Here is a 16,161-nt window from a genome sequence, read left to right as displayed (position 1 = left end):
GTATGCGGCGGCATACCCCCCTCTGTCACTTCGTGACATCTCCCCCACAAGGGGGGAGATTGTTTGGTGCCATGCTTCGCTGGACTTACCTCCCCAAGCCCCAGCTACTCCCGACATCGGTTGTTTTACGATGTAGCAGCCACGAGCTTCCAATCTCCCCCCTTGTGGGGGAGATGTCCCGCAAGGGACAGAGGGGGGTATCGCACGGCAAAGACGCAGCATCGATCAGACCAGCGCTTCGATCGCCTTGCGCACGATCGTCTCGTCCATCTCGTGCAGGCCGATCACCACAAGCCGGGTCGCGCGGGCTTCACCCGGCGTCCAAGCGCGATCGAAATAGGTGTCGATGCGGCTGCCGACGGCCTGAATCTGCAGGCGCATGGGCTTGCCGGGGACATCGACGAAACCCTTGAGGCGCAGCACGTCATGCTCCGCGATCACGCCCTTCAGCGCATCGACGAAGGCCACCGGATCGGCGATCGGACCAAGCTCGACAACGAAGCTGTCGAACTCGTCGTGGTCGTGCGGCGTCCCATCCTCGTGCTCCAGTTCATGATGGGATTTGCGGTTGACGATATCGTCTTCCGTGCCAATGCCGAGGCCGAGCAGGATGGCGGCCGGCACATCGCCGTTCTTTGCTTCGATGATTGTCGGCTTTCGGGCGGTGCGCGAGGCAACCTCGGCGCGCACACGGCCGAGTCCGTCGATGTCGATCAGATCTGTCTTGTTGAGCACGATCAGATCGGCACAGGTCAGCTGATCTTCGAACAGTTCCTCGATCGGGCTTTCGTGGTCCAGCGAGTCGTCCTCGACGCGGGCAGCCTCGACAGCGTCGTGATCGTCGGCAAAGCGGCCGGCGGCAACGGCGGCGCTGTCGACGACGGTGATGACGCCGTCCACGGTCACGTGGGTGCGGATATCAGGCCAGTTGAAGGCAGCGACCAGCGGCTGCGGCAGAGCAAGGCCCGAGGTCTCGATGACGATGTGGTCCGGGCGCGCATCGCGCTCCAGAAGCTTCGTCATGGTGGGGATGAAGTCGTCGGCGACGGTGCAGCAGATGCAGCCGTTGGTCAGCTCTATGATATCGTCTTCCGTACAGTTCTCCGCGCCGCAGCCCTTGAGCACATCGCCATCGACGCCGAGATCGCCGAATTCGTTGATGATCAGCGCGATCTTTTTGCCGCCTGTATTCTGCAGGAGGTTGCGGATCATCGTCGTCTTGCCGGCTCCCAGGAAGCCGGTGATGACGGTGGCGGGAATCTTTTCCTGGTTCATATGGATCAACCCTTCATTTTCAGCGGCAGGCCCGCTGCGATAAGATAAACTTCGGCACTCGCCGCCGCGACCATCTGGTGCAGGCGGCCGGCATGATCGCGAAATTCCCGCGCCATGCGATTTTCCGGCACGATTCCCAAGCCCACCTCGTTGGAGACGAAAACGAGCCATGATCGTGCAGTTGGCAGAAATGCAGTGAGAGCGGCAAATTCCGCCGCCATGTCTCGCTCGGCCATCATCAGATTGGTGACCCATAGCGTCAGGCAGTCGACAAGCACTGCCCGCCCCTCGGCGTCAATGGCGGCTAGCTGCCCGACGAGATCCATCGGCTCCTCATGCGTCTGCCATAGATCGCCGCGGTCGGCACGATGCTGGGCGATGCGCTCGCGCATCTCGTCGTCCCATGCGCGTCCCGTCGCCACATAGTGACGTTCGAGACCAGTGTCCGAAATCAGAGATTCGGCAAACCTGGATTTGCCGGAACGCGCGCCGCCAAGGACGAAGATCGCTTGGGAAATTGAAGTCGACATGCGCTATGTCCGCTCCCACGCAAAAGCGGAGGTCGGCAGCATGTCGCTGGAACCGGGAAACGGGCGCCTATACGCCGAAAATTCGTCTTGCGCCATGACAACCTCCGTGCTGGCAGCGGAACTTACGTCCCAGAACAGGCTCTGCGCCCGGCACGCATGGCAGGTCTCCTGGCTCGCGGATAAGGCGCCGCGACGGGGGCAGACCAAAACCGGTCGCCCCCGATCGTGCGCCAGCGGATCTTTCTCGCCTTCCCGGCATCCATCATGAAAAGGCGGACGATTCGTAGAATAAGAGGCGTCCAGCCCCGGTTGATCATGATGCCACACCAGTGGCTTTTTCGACTTGAGCCTGCCCCGCCCCGTTCGCCCCATGCGAACCATCAACGGAATAGACTTCAAACCGAACGAAAGACCCTGACCGCTCTACAGTCGCGGGGTCGGCTGTGATGAGAACGCCCGGATTGGGTCCGCCCCTTCACATTCCCTTTTCATCCCATGCGACAGATCGCCGCTCAGGAACCATTCGTTATGCCGCAATGATTAGGCTTTCACTTAGTTCAAGTCAATCAAGGGCATGGATGCGACCTGCGCCAACCTGATTGCGAAATCGGTCAAAAATTCCCATGTAACCAGCGGCTTTTTTGCCGTATTTCTTTGATGTTAGGAGTTTATAGAGGGTAAGCCCTCACATTCGAGTAAAAACGTATCGTCCGCTTCCCATGCTGCAGAAATTCCAACCGCGACGTCTCGGCGTCTTCTCGGTCCTATTCGATCTCGGTCGCTTCAGGGCATTGCTGCGTCGTGGCGAATTGGGACTTGTTTTTGCCGGCGCGTTAGTGGGAATAGCATCCGGCTGCGCCGTAACCGCGATGAGCTATATCTCGCGTAAGCTTCATAGCGTCATCTACGGCATAACCGACTATGAACGCTTGAGCTCAGCGGCAATGGCGATCCCCGACAAGTCGGTGTTGTTCATCGCGCCGATCGCCGGCGGCATCATTCTCGGCATATTGCTCTACATATTATCGCGCACGCGCAAGAAGCCGATGGTCGACCCGATCGAGGCCAATGCGCTGCACGGCGGCCGCATGTCGCTGACCGACAGCATCATCGTCGCGGTGCAGAATCTGATCTCGAATGGATTCGGTGCCTCTGTCGGGCTTGAAGCAGGGTATACGCAGCTCGCCGCCGGCATTGCCTCCAAATTCGGCTATAAGATGCAGATGCGCCGCGCTGACCTGCGCATGCTCGTCGGCTGCGGAGCCGCCGGCGCCATCGCAGCCGCCTTCAATGCGCCGCTCACCGGCGCCTTCTATGCCTTCGAGCTGATCATCGGCAGCTATTCGATCGTCACCCTGACACCCGTCGTCGTCTCGGCGCTGATATCCACAATGATCGCAAGATTGCTTGCCGGCGACGACTTTGCCATCGATATCGATCACTTCGGGACGATCGTTCCGGCGGATTATCTTCCGGCCATCCTGCTTGGTGCCTTCTGCGCCGGTATCGGCATCCTGATCATGCAGGGCGTCGCCTGGGTCGAGGAACTGGCGCGCAAAAGCTCGATCGCGCCGCCTTTCCGGCCTGCGCTCGGCGGCCTGGTCGTCGGAACACTGGCGCTGATCTCGCCGCAAGTCCTTTCGGCCGGCCATGGCGCGCTGCATCTCAATCTGTCTACGGACGTGACGCTGGGCGCCTTGGCGGGTCTATTCCTGCTGAAATCGCTCGCCTCCGCAATATCGATCGGCTCCGGTTTCAGAGGCGGCCTCTTCTTCGCTTCGCTGTTCATGGGCGCGCTGCTCGGCAAGATCTTCGCCTATTGCGCGCCCTATTTCGATCACGCTACGCTGACGCCGGCCGTCTATGCCGTCGTCGGCATGAGCTCGCTTGCTGTTGCCATCATCGGCGGCCCGCTGACCATGACCTTCCTGGCGCTTGAAATCACCGGGGACTTTCCGATCACTGCTCTGGTGCTGGCCGCCGTCATCACCTCGTCGCTCGTGGTGCGCACGACCTTCGGCTACTCCTTCGCCACATGGCGCTTCCACTTGCGTGGCGAGAGCATCCGCAGCGCCCACGACGTCGGCTGGATCCGCAATCTCACTGTCGCCCGCATGATGCGCCCCGACGTGCATACGGGCAGCATCGACATGAGCATCGAGGAATTCCGCAAGAATTTTCCGATCGGCTCGGCGCAGCGCGTCATCCTGATCGACAAGAACGAGAAATATTCCGGAATGGTTCTCGTGCCCGACGTCTATGCGAGCCCGATCGAAAAAGACGACGAGGAGCACGGTCTTTCCGATTTCATCCGGCTCCGCAACGAATTCCTGCAGCCGCAGATGAACGCCAAGCAGGCAGCCGCCATGTTCGAGCAGACCAAGAGCGAAGCGCTCGTCGTCGTCAACGACCTGATCGAACGCAAGGTCATCGGTCTGCTGACGGAGAGCTATACGCTGCGCCGCTACAGCGAAGAACTCGACCGCCGTCGGCGGGAAGTTTCCGGCGAACTCTAGGCGACCAGACCGTCGAGCCAGGCCGGATCGAGTACGCTTTCCAGCTCTGCCGCAACTTCGTCCAGAGCCATATCGACGCTGGCGCGATAGTTCACGCGCTCGCCGGAAAGGCCGAAGCTTGCCAGCAGCTTTGCCCGGTAAGCGTCGCTGCCGAAGAGCCCATGAAGATATGTGCCCATGATGCGGCCATCGGGCGATACCGCTCCATCGGGCCGCCCGTCGATCATGGCCGATGGCCGTTCGCAGTCCGGACCCCGCGTCACACCGAGATGGATTTCATAGCCGGACAGCGGCACGTCATACTCTTTCGAGACCGCAAGACTGTTGCGCACCGTCTTCTCAGGGGCCATTTCCGTCTCGATATCCAAAAGACCCAATCCGGGCGTCTCGGTCACCGATCCCTCGATACCGAGCGGATCGTGGACGGTATGACCGAGCATCTGATAACCGCCGCAAATGCCGATGACGCGACCGCCGCGGCGCACATGGGCAGCGATATCGCGATCCCATCCCTGTTCGCGCAGATCGAGCAGGTCACCGATCGTCGACTTGGAGCCCGGCAATACCACAAGCCCCGCATCGGCGGGCAAACGCTCGCCAGCCCGGACGAAGACGAGATCGACATCGGGCTCGGCCCGCAGCGGGTCGAGATCGTCGAAATTGGCAATGCGCGACAGCACAGGTACGGCGACCTTCAGCGCGCCGGAGGAACCTCGAGCAAGTCGCTCCAATACGACCGAATCCTCTGCCGGCAGACGCGCCGCCGCCTTCAGCCACGGGACGACGCCATGACATTGCCATCTAGTGAAACTGCCAATCGCCTCTATGCCCTCACCAAACAGCGAGACATCGCCACGGAACTTGTTGATCAGATAGCCGCGGATCATCCGCCGGTCTTCCTCTGGCAATATATGATATGTGCCGACCAGTGACGCGATCACGCCGCCGCGATCTATGTCACCGACCAGCACGACGGGGACATTCGCGCGCGTCGCAAAGCCCATATTGGCGATATCGCCGCGCCGCAGATTGATCTCGGCCGGCGAACCCGCTCCCTCGACGATGACGAGATCGGTCCCTGCCCGCATGGTGGCGAAGCTTTCGAGCACCGCGCCGAGCAATTGCGGCTTGAGCGCCTGATAGTCCCTGCCCTTGGCCTGCCCCCAGACCTTGCCCTGAACGATGATCTGGCTGCCGGTCTCCGATTGCGGCTTCAACAGCACCGGATTCATGTGAACCGATGATGGCACGCGCGACGCCAGCGACTGCAGCCACTGCGCCCGTCCGATCTCGCCGCCATCCTCAGCAACGGCGGCATTGTTCGACATATTCTGCGGCTTGAATGGGCGCACCCTCACGCCCCTGTTTGCGAACAGCCGGCACAGTCCCGCGACCAATACCGTTTTTCCGACATCGGAACCGGTTCCCTGTAGCATGATCGCTCTTGTCATTGCCCACCACCTCGATACGCCACAGCCACTGAAAACGCTAGATTCCGCCTTGATTTTGCCGCGATATCCAGCTGCCGGAAAGAGCGGCCACGATACAAAAATACATCACCTTCAAACATGCTCTATTTGCGACATTGGATGACGATTTCATCCGTTGTGAGTTACGCGAAGGAGGATTATCTGCATCGTGAAAACAAACAACGAAACCGGCCTGTCCGGTCGGAGGATACCCCAATGCTCTTCATCTTCAACAGACAGAATTCCATTCAGATCGCCTGGAATGGCAAGCTTCCGGTTCGCCGCCCGGAGAGCCGCCTGCAGCAACTCGACACGCGCTTCGGCACGATCGGCTTCATCCGCACCTATAATGTCGGCTGAGAGCGCGTCAAGCTGCCAGCCCCATACATGAGAAGCCGCCATGCAACAGCATCGGCGGCTTTATTTTTGATCGTTATCGGGATCGGAGCAGGCTCCTGCTTCCCGCACATCAAACTGTCTCGTAACGGCACCCTCTAAAGCGCGAAAACCGCGCGATCCGAGGATCAACGCGGTTTGCCAAAAACGCCGGCTTCCCTGCACAAACACCACAAGGTTCGCTTTCCCCGGTACGCAATACCTGATCCAGGGAAGCAGCGGTATGTCCCCCGCCACGCATCGATTGATAAACCGACATCGTTACCGGAGGGTTATTAAGTGCTTAAATTAGAGTGAATCTGAAAATTTTTTGAAAATTTTCCGCTTTGCGTTGAGAAATCGCAAACGACGCAAATGGAATACAAAACGTCTTTCAGGGACGCGATATTCCAGCGCCATTTAATTCCGTCTTGATGGTAAAGCTTCACGAAAGCCACACAATGCCTGTTTTGCAGCCGTGAATAGCAGAAAACAGGCTAATTCAGGCGCTTAATTAAGCTTCTCCAAGGGGCGTGATAACTTCCTTCGGCTGGCAGGCTGTTGATTTCTTCTTTCAAATCCTTACGCTACCCTTTGTCGATGCAAAGAATGCCCGGCCGCGACAGAGTTCCGCGGTCGCAAAAAGACCAAATGCACGACGGCAGCAAAGGGGACCGTACGGGCGTCGTCAGCGGCGTATGAACGGTTGCAATCAGACCGCGCTGACAGGGGATCGACAGAAATCGAACGCGTTTGGAGTCGATTTCCGCAACGTAACGAAAAATTGGGAGACGATATCAATGAAGAAGCTTCTCGCTTCAGCCATTTTCGCATTCGGCGCCTATGCTTTGGCTGGCTCGGCGCACGCCGCGGATTGCGGCAGCGTATCCATCGCTGAAATGAACTGGGCATCGGCAGGCGTAGCCGCTCAGGTCGACAAGATCATCCTGCAAAACGGTTATGGCTGTAACGTCACTCTGGTGACCGGCGACACGCAGCCGACCTTTACCTCCATGGATGAAAAAGGCCAGCCTGACGTTGCGCCCGAGCTGTGGGTCAACGCAGTGCGCACAGCGCTCGACAAGGCCGTTTCCGAAGGCCGCTTGATCGAGGCGGCACCGCTCTTGAGCGATGGCGGCGTGGAAGGCTGGTGGATTCCGAAATTCCTCGCCGACGCCCATCCGGATATCAAGACCGTTCAGGACGCGCTGAAGCATCCGGAACTCTTCCCTGCCCCGGAAGATTCTTCCAAGGGCGCGGTATATAATTGCCCGGCCGGCTGGAACTGCCAGATTTCGACCGCCAATCTCTACAAGGCCCTCGGCGCCGAAAAGCTCGGCTTCACGTTGGTCGATACCGGTTCGGCGGCAGGTCTCGACGGCTCGATCGCCAATGCCTTCGAAAAGAAGACCGGCTGGCTCGGCTACTATTGGGCTCCGACAGCCATCCTCGGCAAGTACGAGATGGTTCGCCTGAGCTTCAACGTGCCGCATGACAAGAAGGATTGGGATGCCTGCACGTCACAGCAGGATTGCGCCAATCCGAAGGTGAACTCCTATCCGGTTTCGGACGTCTATACCGTCGTGACCAAGGACTTTGCCGCAAAGGCCGGTATCGCCATGGACTACATGAAGACCCGCAAATGGGATAACGGCACCGTCGGCAAGGTTCTCGCCTGGATGACCGACAATCAGGGTACCAACGAGGACGGCGCCAAGTATTTCCTCAAGACCTACCCCGACATGTGGACCAAGTGGGTTGCTCCGGACGTCGCCACCAAGGTCAAGGCGTCGCTCTAATCCGTGCTGCAGAATCGGCGGCAGGCGCCTGCCTGCCGCCGATTTCACATTCGCGCGCCGTAATCGGTATGACGCTCATACCGACAGAGCGACATGACGCAAGGTCGCAACGAGTGCAGATTAACGGCGGCGAATGCTGTAAGAATTCAGGGGCAGCCTGAAGAACCGGTCGCAGCGCTGCAGTGCTGCCCGCATGTGATGGCCACACGAGCGCAGCGGGACAGAACCGGACTAAGAAGGGGAAATACATGGCTATCCAGTGTACGATCCTGCCGAATTTGCTCTGCAACTTTCCGGCAATAGACGAGTCGATCATACGTCTCGCACGCAAGAACATCGATGACGGTTTCAGGGCGTCCGTACGCGCCTACGGCAATCTCATCGACGCCATCGTGCAGCCGCTGCAATGGTTTCTGAACTATCTCGAATGGGTTTTCACCAACACGCCCTGGTTCATCATACTCGTCGCCATGATGCTCGTCGTATATGCCGCCAGCCGCAACCTTAAAATTGTTGCCGGCACAGCGATCTCCATGATCCTCATCGGCGTCTTCGGCCTCTGGACCGATACGATGGTCACGCTCGCCATGGTGACGGTCTGTACGCTCATCGCCATCGTCATCGGACTGCCGATCGGCATCCTGATGGCGCGCTCGGACCGGCTGCAGTCGATCGTCAATCCGATCCTCGACGTCATGCAGACCATGCCGAGCTTCGTCTATCTCATTCCCGTCGTCGTCATCTTCGGCATCGGCAAGGTACCGGGCCTTATCGCAGTCGTCATCTATGCAGTTCCGCCGATGATCCGCCTGACCAATCTAGGCATCCGCCTCGTGGACAAAGAGGTGCTGGAAGCCGCCGATGCCTTCGGCTCGTCGCACCGCCAGAAACTCTTCAACGTGCAGATCCCGCTTGCCCTGCCCACCATCATGGCCGGCATCAATCAGACCATCATGATGTCGCTGGCCATGGTCGTCGTCGCCTCGATGGTCGGCGTCGGCGGGCTCGGCAAGAATACGCTGCAGGCGATCAACAACCAGTTCTTCACCGTCGGCTTCCTCAACGGTTTCGCGCTGGTCGCCATTGCCATCATTTTCGATCGCACGAGCCAAGCCTATGGCAGACGGCTCCAGAAGCACTCGGAGGTCATCCATGGCTAGTCACGCGATCCAGATCAAAAGCCTTTATAAGATTTTCGGTCCTCGCGGACGCAACTATATCGATCAGGTCAAGAACGGCTTGGGCAAGGCCGAACTCAATGAAACGCACGGTCATGTGCTCGGCCTGCAGGATATCAACATCGACATGCCGGCCGGCGCCATCACCGTTGTCATGGGCCTCTCCGGCTCGGGCAAGTCGACGCTGATCCGTCATATCAACCGGTTGATCGAGCCGACGGCCGGCGAAGTGCTCTATGACGGCGTGGACGTCTGCAAGATGAGCGAAAACGACCTGCGCGAATTCCGTCGTCACAAGACGGCGATGGTGTTCCAGAAATTCGCGCTGCTGCCACACCGCACCGTCATCGAAAACACGATCTACGGCCTTGATATCCAGGGTGTGCCGCGCTCCGAAAGCGAGAAGAAAGGCCAGTATTGGATCGAGCGCGTCGGGCTCAAGGGCTTCGAACGGCACTTTCCGAACCAGCTTTCCGGCGGCATGCAGCAGCGTGTCGGCCTTGCCAGGGCGCTGACGAACGATGCCGATATCCTGCTGATGGACGAAGCCTATTCGGCGCTCGACCCGCTGATCCGCGTGGACATGCAGACCGTACTCCTCGATCTGCAGAAGGAGCTGAAGAAGACCGTCGTCTTCATCACCCACGATCTCGACGAGGCGCTGCGCCTTGGCGACAAGATCGCGATCCTGCGCGACGGCAAGGTCGTGCAGCAGGGCACCGGCCAGCAGATCGTGCTGCAGCCGGCCGACGACTATATCACCGCCTTCGTCAAGGAAGTGAACCGCGGTCGCGTCATCCAGACCCAGACGATCATGAAGCCGCTTGCCGGCGAGCCGGGCGGCGCGCGCGTACCCGGCGATATGACGCTGGAAGTCGCCGCCAAGCAGATCACCGAGGCAGGCCAGACAGGAGCCGTCGTCACGGATGCGGGCGGCAAGCCTATCGGCACGATCGATCTGCAAAGCATCATCGCCGCCATGGTCACGCCGACATCGCACGAGACGGCACAGATGGCGGCAGCCTGACGGCTGATCTTCATCGCAAACGGCAAAGCGCCCTCACCGGGGCGCTTTTTTCTGCCGCCATTGCCGCGTCGATATAGAGGTAGCCATCTTGTCGTTGTGTTCACATAAAGAAATGTTTATATCTGCATTTGATATCGAACATCCGACGTATCCGAGGACGCACCATGACCGTCGCCATCAATCCCCTGACCGATCTCCTTGCCGAAAAGGGCGTACTGCTTGCCGACGGCGCAACCGGCACCAACCTCTTCGCCATGGGCCTTGAGGCCGGTGAAGCCCCCGAACTCTGGAACGAACAGCATCCGGACCGGATCACGAAGCTGCATCAGGATTTCGTCGATGCCGGCGCAGATATCATCCTCACCAACACTTTCGGCGGCACCCGTCATCGCCTGAAGCTACACCATGCGCAGGATCGCGTGCATAGCCTCAACAAGACGGCTGCCGAGATCGCTCGAGCGGTGGCCGACAAGGCCGACCGAAAGGTCATCGTTGGCGGCTCCGTCGGACCGACCGGCGAGTTGCTGATGCCGCTCGGCGCCCTGACCTATGAAGATGCCGTCGCCGCCTTCGTCGAGCAGATGGAAGGCCTGCAGGCGGGTGGTGCCGATATCGCCTGGATCGAAACGATGTCGTCGCCGGAAGAAATCCGGGCTGCAGCCGAAGCCGCCGCCAAGGTCGGCCTGCCCTACACCTATACCGGCTCGTTCGATACCGCCGGCAAGACCATGATGGGCCTGCATCCCAAGGACATTCATGCCGTCGCGACCGATATCGGCGCAGGCCCGGCGGCCGTCGGCGCCAATTGCGGCGTCGGCGCTTCCGACATCCTCTCCAGCCTCCTCGACATGACCGAGGCGGACGCTTCCGCAATCGTCATCGTCAAGGGCAATTGCGGCATTCCCGAATATCGTGGTGCCGAAATCCATTATTCCGGCACGCCGCCGCTGATGGCTGACTATGCCCGCCTTGCCCGCGATGCCGGCGCCAAGATCATCGGCGGCTGCTGCGGGACCTCCTGCGGTCATCTCGCCGCCATGCGGGAGGCGCTGGACAGCTACGTACCCGGCCCTCGCCCGACGCTGGAAACGATCATCGAACGGATCGGCCCCCTTCGCAACAAGACCGCCAACGAAGGCGGCGCGGCACCCGCTCGCGAACGCCGCAGACGATCCTAAGGAAAAAAGAGAAAGCCTGGTTGCCGGGCTTTTCATCATTCAATTGCTTCCACAGAGATCTTCCTTCGGCCGCGTCTTCAAACATGCCGAAAGTAAGCCAGCGCCTGCCGCCTGCTATTTCTCACCACCGATGGCGCGTCCTTCGGTGAAATGCGGAACAATCCGGCTGTCGAACGCCTTCAAGGCCGCACCGATCGCCTGGTGCATGTCGAGATAGCGATAGGTGCCGAGCCGCCCGCCGAAATGGACATTGGTCTCCGCCCCGGCGCGCTCGCGATAGCGCAGGAAGAGCTCCTTGTCCTGCCGCGTGTCGATCGGATAATAGGGCTCGTCAACGCGCCTTGCAGAGCGTGAATATTCCCGCACCACGACCGTCTTCTCATTCTGATAGTTGCGCTCCGGATTGAAGTGGCGAAACTCCAGGATACGTGTGTAGGGGATCGTCTCGTCGGCATAGTTCATGACCGCCATCCCTTGGAAATCGCCGGTATTCAGCGTCTCCTTTTCGAAGTCGATGGTCCGCCACCCGAGCTCGCCCTCGGAATAATCGAAATAGCGATCGATAGGACCGGTATAGACGATCGGAAGCCCGGCCGGCAGCGAGGATTTCAGCGAAAAGAAATCGACGTCGAGGGCGATCTGGATTTTGGGATGCTTCAGCATCCTCTCGAAGATCGCTGTATAGCCGTCGACCGGCAGACCTTCATATTTGTCGTTGAAATAGCGGTTGTCGAAAGTGTAGCGGACCGGCAGGCGCGTGATGATATGCTCCGGCAGATCCCGCGGATCCGTCTGCCACTGTTTGGCCGTATAGCCACGGATGAACGCCTCGTATAGGGGTCGGCCGATCAGCGAAATCGCCTTCTCTTCCAGATTGGCCGGATGGCGGCCGGCCATTTCAGCCGCCTGGTCCGCAATCAGTGCCCTCGCCTGGTCGGGCGAAAGGCGCCGGTTGAAGAACTGCGAGATCGTGCCGAGATTGATCGGCATCGAATAGACCTGATCGCGATAGGTCGAATAGACGCGATGCTTATAGTCGGTGAAAGCGGTAAATCTGTTGAGATAGGTCCAGACCAGTTCGTTCGGTGTATGGAAGAGATGCGCACCATAGCGGTGAACCTCAATTCCGGTCTCGCCGTCGAACTCGCTATAGGCGTTGCCGCCGATATGGCTGCGCCTGTCGATCAGAAGCACATTCTTCTGCAGCTCGTTCGCCACCCGCTCAGCAATCGTCGCGCCATAAAAGCCGGCGCCGACGATCAATAAATCTACCTTGGAAAAATCAATCATGCTCTAAATTCTCGCTGCCACCAAATCTCGGTGGCGGTTGCAATCGAAGATGGCAATCGGAATTGGATATATAAGGATGACGTCGGCAAGAACCTGTCGGCAGCACTTGGAAAAATCCAGGCACGCTTACCAGACGCCAGCGTATTTTAGCGGCGTATATTGATACGTCCTGAAGAGTGCTGCCTGTTCTTCCACCGCTGCATTGACGTTGTAGGTCGCACCCAGCGGCCGGGTATGAGCGACGGAGATGGCATCGATAATTGCCATGCGTGCCACCGGCCGCCCGAGGAATGACGGCCAAAGATGGTCGAGGCCGTATCCGGATTCGACATCCTTCATGGACTCGATGCAGATATGCAGCGCACGCAACGAGAAGACCGGGCACATGATTTCGACGAAGCCTTCGAAACGCACGACACTGTTAGGTCGCTGAACCGTCAAAGGATGATTGGGGTAAGAGCCTGGTCCTTTCTTGAGGGACGGCTGTGCCAGATCCAGACCATGCTTGTGCGACAGATGGAACATCCTGTTGATGTCCTCGCCGTCGCACAGCAGATCGTCATCCGGCAGCCAGATTCGCTCGTAATTCCAAAGCGGGCTGCCTTGATGGAAGAGGTCGTAGATGATCCTGAACTTCTTGGTCTTCGGCAGATGCGCCAGATATTCGTAAGGGCTGCCGGAAACTTCCGGCGTCTCCGCACCATAATAGCCGATGCAGAGATCCCAGTTGCGCGAGGCATCATCGATCTTCTCGAACCAGCGCGGATGGAGCGACTTCGAACCGGCCGGCACAACGACCAGATTGGGACGCCGCAATCCTTCCTGAGGCTGAACAAGAAAGTTTGCCTTGCGCTCGACGCCCACGGGTGTCGAAAACAGCGGATGAGGAGGATGATCTGCCGGCACGAGCAGATAGGTCGCATCAACGCCGCCAACGACGCCTCGTCCAGCAAGCGCCATAAGATTGCCGCCCTCGATATGGGCGGAATCAAAGATGACCGACGGCAGTCCATCCCTGTCGATCAGGCAAAGCCGACCACCCATGACATGCCAGAAGTCGACGCTCGGATCGAAATAATTGCCGATCATGCCTTCAGGCGCCAAAACCATGAAGCGAGAAAACATTCCGCGATTGACGTCGCCAAGGCTCCAGAATGTGCCGTTCAACATGTCCTGGGTCAGCGGCGGCGCATCGGACCATTGTATCTGGCTCGCCGGATGCACTTCGTAGGCGGGCGTATGCAGGCTGTTCGCTGCCAATGACATGTGGACTGTTCCCTAATTCCGAACCTCAGGTAACGGCCCGATCCGAGGAAAGCAGTCAGACGACGTGGCTCCCGGAGATTCGCTCGCGATCGAGCTCGTTTGATCGGCACTTTGGCCACCATTCCTTTTGCGAAGCTTGTGCGGGAAATCAAAGGCCGCTTGCCGCCCGGAACACTGTCGCCCAGAACGCATTTCGAGCAATCCAGCCTCGCGAAAGTTGGCCGGCATAATCTCAGCGCTGGGATTTCTGTGCGGGGACAATCGCGCGTTCAGAATATTGCCAAGAACGTCGGTGCTCGGCGGACACGAAGGTCGGTCGTGTCGTCCGTCAGGTCGAGACTAAGAACCACTCGTCTCTTTTACGGTAGCAGAAGATGCATCAGAAGAAAAAGCTGGCCATAATCATCGAAGTCGATAGCTTCATCGGCGACATATTCCAACATCTGTCAAAAACCTACGAAGTCATGGCCATACAGCCAAAGACTTTCAAGGAGATCGAGACGGCTGTGGAATGGGCCGACATCGTCTGGTTCGAATTCTGCAACGAGCTCTTCGTCCACGCGATCAACCAGAACATCAAGCGGCGCGGCAAGCGTGTCATCGCGCGCTGGCATCGCTTCGAGATCGTCGAATCGAATTTTCCCGACCGTATCGATTTCGGCGCCATCGACGATCTGATTCTGGTGTCCCATGACATGCTGCGTGTCCTGAAACTCAGGGCGCCTCAGGTCACCCAGAAAACCCGTACTCACGTCGTGTGGAACGGCCTCAATCTCGACAAGTTCAAGCCGATCCCTTCGCTCGACAAGAAAAAGATCGCCTGGGCCGCCAAGCCCTTCATGCGCAAAAACCAGCCGCTGTTCCTGCAAATCATGCACTCGCTGGTGAAGCGCGATCCTTCCTACACGCTGCATGTGGCCGGCGAACAGGAAGAGTACGTCATGATGCCGTACCTGAAGCGCACGACGGAAAAGCTCGGCCTCACCCGCAACGTCTTCTTCCATGGCTGGCAGCGCAACATGCCGGCGTTCCTCGCCGACAAGGGCGTGATACTGTCGACCTCGGTGCACGAGAGCTTTGGTTATAACATCGCCGAAGCCATGGCTGTCGGCGCCCTGCCGGTGATCCATGATTATCCCGGTGCGGAAGAATTCTGGCCCGACGAAATCCGTTTCTCGTCGGTGGATGAGGCCGTCGAAAAGATCATTACCGGTCAGACCCATCAATGGACGCAATATGTCCACGAGAAATTCCCGCTCGCCAAGCAGCTGCGCGAACTCGATGTTGTTATGGGTGACCGGGTAGCAGAAGCACCCAAGACCTTGAATTGGGCATCCCTGGAACAGCAGGCGGGTTCAAATATGAAGCGGCCCGTCCCGCTTTGGCTGGCGCAGCGGCCAGGCCCCGCACAGCAGGCCCCACAGCCCGCGCCTATTCCGCAGGCCATATCGGTGCAGCAGGTTCGTGAAGCCATGCCGGTTGTCGAGGTGGCGATGCAGCCGATGCAGCCGATGCAGCAGCCCTATCCGACACAGCCGCAACCCATCCCGGCACCATCTGTGGAACGGCTTGCTCCCGTTACGCCGCTGGAACAGCCGATGCGTCGATCGGAAGCTGCGCCTTCCTTTGACTCCACCGGCTATTGGGAGGGCCGTTATCGCAATGGCGGCAACTCGGGTGCCGGCTCTTATGATGTGCTCGCCAAGTACAAGGGCCAGTTTCTGAATAGTCTCGCCCGGAAGAAAGGGCTGAAATCCTTTGCGGAGATGGGCTCCGGTGATGGCAATCAGCTGAAATACTTCTCGTTCGACCGCTATACCGGCTTCGATGTCTCCAAGACGGTCATCGAACGCACGATGATGATGTATAGAGATAAGCCGAACTACAATTTCGTCTGGCTGGGCGATCAGTCGCTTGACTGGGAAATGCACGAGGACGCCTACGACTGCGCCTTGTCACTCGACGTTCTCTACCATTTGGTTGACGACAATATTTACGTCAATTACCTCGACCAGCTCTTCTCCCTGCCGCAGCGCTATGTGATTATCTATGCTTCCAATTTCGACGGCCCGGATATTCGTGGCGCGTCGCATGTCCGGCACCGCAAGTTCACGACGGACATCGCAAACCGGTTCCCGCAATGGAGCCTGCTGAAGCTGGTGGAGAACCCGTATAAGTTCAAGGAATCGACCGAGGCGGATTTTGCGATCTACAGCCGCGACGAATTCGAAAACGCGCTGGATCTGAACGAACTCGAC

Annotated in this window: 12 protein-coding genes and 1 riboswitch; of the genes, 7 read left to right on the top strand and 5 right to left on the bottom strand. The window is 58.8% G+C overall.

The window, feature by feature from the left end; translation table 11 throughout:
- Positions 1 to 225: 225 nt before the first annotated feature.
- Positions 226 to 1,275 (bottom strand): cobalamin biosynthesis protein CobW, encoded by a 1,050-nt coding sequence (gene cobW / locus AC13RM_RS15675; protein ID WP_374817342.1) that lies wholly within the window; start codon positions 1,273 to 1,275, stop codon positions 226 to 228.
- A gap of 5 nt (positions 1,276 to 1,280) precedes the next feature.
- Positions 1,281 to 1,805 (bottom strand): bifunctional adenosylcobinamide kinase/adenosylcobinamide-phosphate guanylyltransferase, encoded by a 525-nt coding sequence (cobU, locus tag AC13RM_RS15670; protein ID WP_374817344.1) that lies wholly within the window; start codon positions 1,803 to 1,805, stop codon positions 1,281 to 1,283.
- A gap of 141 nt (positions 1,806 to 1,946) precedes the next feature.
- Positions 1,947 to 2,344, bottom strand: a riboswitch (cobalamin riboswitch).
- Positions 2,345 to 2,524: 180 nt separating this feature from the next.
- Between cobU and AC13RM_RS15665 the strand changes: the two genes are divergently transcribed.
- On the top strand, positions 2,525 to 4,321 hold the full coding sequence (locus AC13RM_RS15665; RefSeq protein WP_374817346.1) for a chloride channel protein: 1,797 nt from the start codon (positions 2,525 to 2,527) through the stop codon (positions 4,319 to 4,321).
- On the opposite strand, the gene AC13RM_RS15660 is transcribed toward AC13RM_RS15665, so the two are convergent.
- Positions 4,318 to 5,772 (bottom strand): cobyric acid synthase, encoded by a 1,455-nt coding sequence (locus tag AC13RM_RS15660; protein WP_374817348.1) that lies wholly within the window; start codon positions 5,770 to 5,772, stop codon positions 4,318 to 4,320. The genes AC13RM_RS15665 and AC13RM_RS15660 overlap by 4 nt on opposite strands.
- 234 nt (positions 5,773 to 6,006) lie before the next feature.
- On the opposite strand from AC13RM_RS15660, the gene AC13RM_RS15655 reads away from it, so the two are divergent.
- The 5 genes from AC13RM_RS15655 (at position 6,007) to bmt (ending at position 11,347) form a co-directional block, all read left to right on the top strand.
- Complete coding sequence (locus tag AC13RM_RS15655; protein ID WP_092716115.1) at positions 6,007 to 6,150, top strand: hypothetical protein; 144 nt, start codon at positions 6,007 to 6,009, stop codon at positions 6,148 to 6,150.
- Between the two features lie 815 nt (positions 6,151 to 6,965).
- The gene (locus AC13RM_RS15650; protein ID WP_113230629.1) at positions 6,966 to 7,964 is read left to right on the top strand and encodes an ABC transporter substrate-binding protein; all 999 of its coding nucleotides are present in this window, start codon (positions 6,966 to 6,968) and stop codon (positions 7,962 to 7,964) included.
- Positions 7,965 to 8,212: 248 nt separating this feature from the next.
- Positions 8,213 to 9,124 carry an ABC transporter permease gene (locus AC13RM_RS15645; RefSeq protein ID WP_095435152.1) on the top strand — a complete coding sequence of 304 codons (912 nt, stop codon included), beginning with the start codon at positions 8,213 to 8,215 and terminating at the stop codon, positions 9,122 to 9,124.
- Positions 9,117 to 10,169, top strand: a complete 1,053-nt coding sequence (locus AC13RM_RS15640) for a quaternary amine ABC transporter ATP-binding protein (RefSeq protein ID WP_374817351.1) — start codon at positions 9,117 to 9,119, stop codon at positions 10,167 to 10,169. Before AC13RM_RS15645 ends, AC13RM_RS15640 begins: the two co-directional genes overlap by 8 nt.
- A gap of 164 nt (positions 10,170 to 10,333) precedes the next feature.
- Entirely contained in the window at positions 10,334 to 11,347 is a 1,014-nt protein-coding gene (bmt, locus tag AC13RM_RS15635; RefSeq protein ID WP_374817353.1) for a betaine--homocysteine S-methyltransferase, read from the top strand.
- 114 nt (positions 11,348 to 11,461) lie between these two features.
- Here bmt and glf read toward each other — a convergent pair whose 3' ends face one another.
- Together glf and AC13RM_RS15625 are read right to left on the bottom strand one after the other, a co-directional pair.
- Positions 11,462 to 12,637, bottom strand: a complete 1,176-nt coding sequence (gene glf, locus AC13RM_RS15630; RefSeq protein ID WP_374817356.1) for a UDP-galactopyranose mutase — start codon at positions 12,635 to 12,637, stop codon at positions 11,462 to 11,464.
- Between the two features lie 126 nt (positions 12,638 to 12,763).
- The gene (locus tag AC13RM_RS15625) at positions 12,764 to 13,903 is read right to left on the bottom strand and encodes a DUF707 domain-containing protein (protein WP_374817358.1); all 1,140 of its coding nucleotides are present in this window, start codon (positions 13,901 to 13,903) and stop codon (positions 12,764 to 12,766) included.
- Between the two features lie 374 nt (positions 13,904 to 14,277).
- On the opposite strand from AC13RM_RS15625, the gene AC13RM_RS15620 reads away from it, so the two are divergent.
- On the top strand, positions 14,278 to 16,161 hold a 1,884-nt coding region (locus tag AC13RM_RS15620; RefSeq protein ID WP_488555248.1), incomplete at its 3' end, for a glycosyltransferase.

Source organism: Martinezella sp. CNPSo 3732 (genome assembly GCF_057784515.1).
The sequence above is the reverse complement of the archived record's forward strand: the minus strand, read 5'-3'. Positions and strand labels throughout refer to the sequence as shown.